Source organism: Desulfosarcina sp. (assembly GCF_033791525.1).
Classification (GTDB): Bacteria; Desulfobacterota; Desulfobacteria; order Desulfobacterales; family Desulfosarcinaceae; genus Desulfosarcina.
Map to the genome: position 1 here is coordinate 1 of NZ_JASJGN010000091.1, position 4,824 is coordinate 4,824.

Genomic DNA, 4,824 nt, shown 5'->3' on the forward strand with positions numbered 1-4,824 from the left:
TTTTCTGGCCCATGGCCAGACGACTGAACTGGAGGAAGGCATGGTGATCGCACTGGAGCCGAAGCTGGTCTTTCCGGGCAAAGGGGTCGTCGGAATCGAGAACACCCATGTGGTCACCCGGAGCGGTCTCGACCAGTTGACCCGCGCAGAGCAGCAGATCGTATCGATCTAACACAAAAAGGGAGCAGAATACGATCTGCTCCCTTCTTAACATCATTGAGATGAAAATATTAACGCTTGGAGAACTGGAACCGGGCCCGGGCACCCTTCTGGCCGTATTTCTTTCTCTCTTTTTCTCTCGGGTCCCGCTTGACCATACCGGCACGCTTCAGTGAAGGGCGCAAATCGGGATCGAAGAGGATCAGGGCCTTGGTGATGCCATGGCGCACCGCACCCGCCTGTCCGGAAATACCGCCCCCATGCACTTTGATATTGATGTCGAAGGCATCCAGGTTGTTGGTCAGGGCCAGCGGCTGCCGCAGGATGGTCCTGGCCGTGCCCACTGAAAAATACTCATCCGCAGGCCGATCGTTAACAGTAATGACACCCGTGCCTGGTTTGATCCATGTTCTAGCGATGGCACTCTTTCTTTTTCCGGTAGCGTAATTTGTTTTTTCTGTTGCCATGAAATTCCCCAGTAATCGACGTTATGCTATGGTTTCCCCTGCACCTATTGGATACTCATCGTTTCCGGCTGCTGGGCCTCATGAGGATGCTGATCCCCGGCGTAAACCTTGAGCTTCTTAAAGATCCTGCGACCCAAACTGTTTTTGGGCAACATGCCTTTGACTGCGAAACGGATCACATCTTCAGGTCTTTTTTCAATCAGTTTTTTGGCGGTAATGGTCTTTAATCCGCCGATGTAGCCGCTGTGGCGATAGTAGTTCTTCTGGTCCATTTTTCTACCAGTCAGGACGATCTTTTCGGCATTGATCACCACCACCGAGTCACCCAGGTCCGCATGGGGGGTATAGAGCGGATTGTTTTTGCCGCGCAGTGCGGCGGCAACCTGGGAGGCCAGCCGGCCAAGGATGGCACCCTCGGCATTAACCACCCACCATTTGTTCTGATTATCGGAGTCTTTTGCACTGTAGGTATATTTTTTCACCGTTTTTGCTCCTGTTCGTTTCTTAGAATCAGGGACTATTAATAGATAATCCCACATGTGTCAAGAAAAAAGTAGGCCGGGAAAAGGAAGGGCTGCCGTTCAGCGATGTCACGATCGACAACTTCAAAACGGTCAACATTGGTTTCGACCGATACGCCCGCCTGTTCGAAGCAGGGGATGGTGGCGGCCGATGACCGGATCGACACTATTTTTTCCCCTGAACCGGCCCCTTGCAGGTCACCCGTGCATCCAGGCGGCCGCCGGCCTCTACCACCAGGTCCCCGCAAAGAATCTCACCGGTGCATTTTCCCGTAGCAAGAATCACCAACTGCCCGGACGTTTCCACACGGCCTTCAAAGCTGCCTCCGACGGTCATGGTTTCGACTTTGGTATCTGCCGAGATGTGACCCTCCTCGCTGATGACCACGCTTTCACCGGTGAGGGTGCCCTTGACCGACCCCTTGACCACCAGGTTGCCTTTGCCTACCAGGGATCCGTCTACGGTCATCCCATTGTCGATGATGGAAAACTTACTACCATTGTCCTTCACATCCGCTCTCCTGATAACTGGGTCGTAACCATGGGATTGAACGGGTCCGAAAAATCATGTCGCCCGGGTGTTAAAATCGGGAACGGACGTCTTCTTTTTCTACCGGTTCAACACCTTCTGTCAGTGATGGATCATCAACTGGCGTTCCGGTCGGTACTGTCGGCGGCACAGCCCCGGCATCGCTTTTTTGGGTGGGTGTGATTGGCAGATTGCCCACCGCTTCTCCGGGATCCGCCAAGGGTGCCGTTTGATCGAGCGGCATAGTGGCCGGCGCCGATTCCTCTGCTACCGCCGGAACGGCGGTTGTCCCGAACGCGTTGGCGGGTTGCACCGCTGGCGTGGAAACCGGTTTGGGATCAGGTTTAGGCGCAGGAATATCGATGGGGAATTCTTTTTCCAGTATCTTGGCCCCGGAAGAATCAAACACATAGACGGTCGCCTGTTTAAAGGATGAGGGGTCCGCCTGCCCCATGGCCTTTATCTCCATATCTCTGAATCGGGAGATTCTGAACGCCTGTCCCCTCGCCCCATCAGGCTTGCCGCCCACAAGCGTGACATCAGGCATAGCCAGCCACGCCCCGGGATCCATCTGGTCGGTTTTAAGCACCACCACACACCGGCCCGCAACCGGTGAAGAGCGGGGGCCGGTATTTTTTACCCGGAATCGCGCCAGAAGGACATCTTTTGCGGCGTCGTGTTTAATATCCAGATCATCCATGGCCACCGCCGGTTGCTTCGATTCTGCTTTTACTCCAGCCGGGGCAATGTCCGGGACGACCGCTTTGGCCGCGCTGGCCGGGGGGGGCGCTGCCGGTGGAGCGGATGCTGGTTTTACGGACGCCTGATTGGCTGCAGTGATGGGCTTGGTTTCTTTCTCGCCATCATCGATTGTCGGTCCGGGAACCGGTTTGGCATCGACGGTTTCCACAGCCGTTTGCTGCGCAGCACGCGCCTGTCGTCGGGGAATCAGCATTCCCGCTTTTTCCATGCGTGCTTCAGCCAACACCAGCTCAGCAGTGATCAATTCATGTTCGCTTTTGTAATGGACCACCTGGCGGTTGGCGTCGGTGAGCTGAGCCAGCGTCCGGCGATGTCTGACTTTTTCCGCGGTCAGCTGCCACCCCAATCCGGCGCATGCCAGCCCCAGAATCACCAGAAGGATCCCCAGGGTCACGGCGATCCCCTTGATTCTCTTAAAAGGAATGATCCGCCCGTCGTCAGCCACCAGCAAAAGCTGCCATCGCTTTTCGGGTTTTGCCATGGGTCAGGCTTTCCTCACGGTTCCTATGGCACGGTGTGTGCCGTTTATCGATTTATCGTTCAGGTCAATCACCCCGCACGCTGTTGTGCGGTCCAACGTCCCGGGTTTGCCGGTTGCTGCCTAAATTGACCGAAATGTCCAGCAGGCCCCGATTGCCGTTGACAGAAAGTGGCACTTGATCAAAAGAGCTTTCGCTGGACCGGCACGCCCAGATGGCGGTAGGCCGCATCAGAAGTCCGTCGACCCGATGATGTGCGTATCACCATACCAATCTTCAACAGGTAAGGTTCCACCACATCCACCAGGGTATCGGTCTCTTCCTGGAGGGTGGCGGAGATGGCTTCGATACCCACGGGCCCACCGCCGTAATAATCGATGATGGTTTTCAGGTAGCGGTAGTCCAGCCGGGTCAGTCCCCGGTCATCCACCCCCTCTAACGCCAGGGCCGCTTCCACGGTGGGTTTGGTAATGGATCCGTCGCCGCGTACCTGGGTATAATCGCGAACCCGCTTGAGAAGCCGATTGACGATCCGAGGCGTCCCCCGCGAGCGTTTGGCCAGTTCCAGTGCACCCGATGTGTCGATAGCTACGTTCAAAAGCGCCGCCGACCGGGTAGTGATTTGCACCAAATCATCGAGACCGTAAAAATCGAGACTTCGAAAAATACCAAACCGGTCTCGCAGCGGGGCGGAAAGCAGCCCCACCCGCGTGGTGGCGCCCACCAGAGTAAAGCATTTCAACCGGTAGCGGTGGCTGCGGGCATGAATTCCCTTGTCGAAGACAAAGTCCACGGCAAAGTCTTCCATGGCAGGGTAGAGAAATTCCTCCACCGTCTTGGGGGTGCGGTGGATTTCATCAACAAAGAGCACATCCCCTTCGACCAGGTGGGTAAGAATCCCGATCAGGTCACCCCCCTTTTCCAAAGCCGGTCCCGATGTCACGGTCAGTGTCCCGCCCATTTCATTGGCAATAATGTGGGCCAAGGTGGTCTTGCCCAGCCCCGGTGGGCCGTGAAAAATGACATGCTCCAAGGGTTCGGACCTTAGCTTGGCCGCCTCGATAGCGATCTTCAAGGTCTCCACCACCTCAGCCTGTCCGACGTATTCATCAAGCCGTTCGGGACGCAGGGAAAGAATGTCCGAATCCCGATCATCGGCCTGAACGGCGCCATCGATGATGGCCATGTCATCTGAACTGTGGGTGAGAATACGATCCGGCATCAGGCTGTCCATGGTTGCAGGTCAACCATCTTCAATCAACCAATTTTACATTAGTGGGGAACGCTGTCTATTGCCGCTGTCCCCGATAAATTTCGTCAAACAACTGCTCCGCAGTGGCGATGGCGCTGTTTTTCTTCATGGCTTCGGCGACCAGCTGCCGCGCATCGGTGGTTTTGTAGCCAAGCTGCGACACCAACACATCCATCACCATTTGGATAAAATCTTCATCCATCGGAGCCGGAGCACCTTCTTTTTCATGCCTGATGAGGGCAAACTTGTTCATCTTGCCCTGCAGGGAGGCAACAATTTTATGGGCCGTACGATCACCAATCCCGCTCAACTGCTTCAACGTCTTGACGTCCCCGCTTTCGATGGCATGAGCGATATCTCCCACCGAAATGTTCAATGCTTTGACGGCCTTTAGCGGTCCGATGGCTTCCACGGAAATGAAATATTGAAAGAATTCTTTTTCGGCCTCCAGGTTGAACCCGATCAGCACCGGTTTGGGTTGTCTTTCTGTCTGATAATAATAAATGTACAGGGAGACTTCATCACCGATGGTCTTTGGAGACAAGGTTTCCATTACCACCACCGGAACAAGGATTTCGTATCCCACCTGGTTCACCAGGAGCAGGATCCGTTCCTTTTCCTTTTTCATCAATTTGCCTTCAAGGTATCCAATCAT

General features: G+C 55.0%; 7 protein-coding genes. 1 reads left to right on the forward strand and 6 read right to left on the reverse strand.

Annotated features, from left to right (window positions below; all coding sequences use genetic code 11):
• Window positions 1–4 precede the first annotated feature (4 nt).
• On the forward strand, window positions 5–172 hold the full coding sequence (locus QNK41_RS04350; RefSeq protein WP_319254146.1) for a M24 family metallopeptidase: 168 nt from the start codon (window positions 5–7) through the stop codon (window positions 170–172).
• Between the two features lie 58 nt (window positions 173–230).
• Here the strand turns inward: QNK41_RS04350 and rpsI are convergent, their stop codons facing one another.
• From rpsI to ruvA, 6 genes are all read right to left on the reverse strand, one after another.
• Window positions 231–626, reverse strand: coding sequence for a 30S ribosomal protein S9 (gene rpsI, locus QNK41_RS04355; protein ID WP_319254136.1), 396 nt, complete (start codon window positions 624–626; stop codon window positions 231–233).
• 44 nt (window positions 627–670) lie between these two features.
• Window positions 671–1,108 (reverse strand): 50S ribosomal protein L13, encoded by a 438-nt coding sequence (gene rplM, locus QNK41_RS04360; RefSeq protein WP_319254138.1) that lies wholly within the window; start codon window positions 1,106–1,108, stop codon window positions 671–673.
• A gap of 205 nt (window positions 1,109–1,313) precedes the next feature.
• Complete coding sequence (locus tag QNK41_RS04365) at window positions 1,314–1,658, reverse strand: polymer-forming cytoskeletal protein (RefSeq protein ID WP_319254140.1); 345 nt, start codon at window positions 1,656–1,658, stop codon at window positions 1,314–1,316.
• A 70-nt stretch (window positions 1,659–1,728) separates the two neighbouring features.
• Window positions 1,729–2,919 (reverse strand): hypothetical protein, encoded by a 1,191-nt coding sequence (locus tag QNK41_RS04370; protein WP_319254142.1) that lies wholly within the window; start codon window positions 2,917–2,919, stop codon window positions 1,729–1,731.
• A gap of 179 nt (window positions 2,920–3,098) precedes the next feature.
• Window positions 3,099–4,139, reverse strand: coding sequence for a Holliday junction branch migration DNA helicase RuvB (ruvB, locus tag QNK41_RS04375; protein ID WP_319254147.1), 1,041 nt, complete (start codon window positions 4,137–4,139; stop codon window positions 3,099–3,101).
• Between the two features lie 67 nt (window positions 4,140–4,206).
• A partial coding sequence (gene ruvA, locus QNK41_RS04380; protein ID WP_319254144.1) for a Holliday junction branch migration protein RuvA occupies window positions 4,207–4,824 on the reverse strand: 618 nt, incomplete at its 5' end.

Coding starts and splice junctions, on each gene's coding strand:
- rpsI (WP_319254136.1), bottom strand. CDS start 626: ATGGCAACAGAAAAAACAAATTACGCTACCGGAAAAAGAAAGAGTGCC.
- QNK41_RS04370 (WP_319254142.1), bottom strand. CDS start 2,919: ATGGCAAAACCCGAAAAGCGATGGCAGCTTTTGCTGGTGGCTGACGAC.
- ruvB (WP_319254147.1), bottom strand. CDS start 4,139: ATGCCGGATCGTATTCTCACCCACAGTTCAGATGACATGGCCATCATC.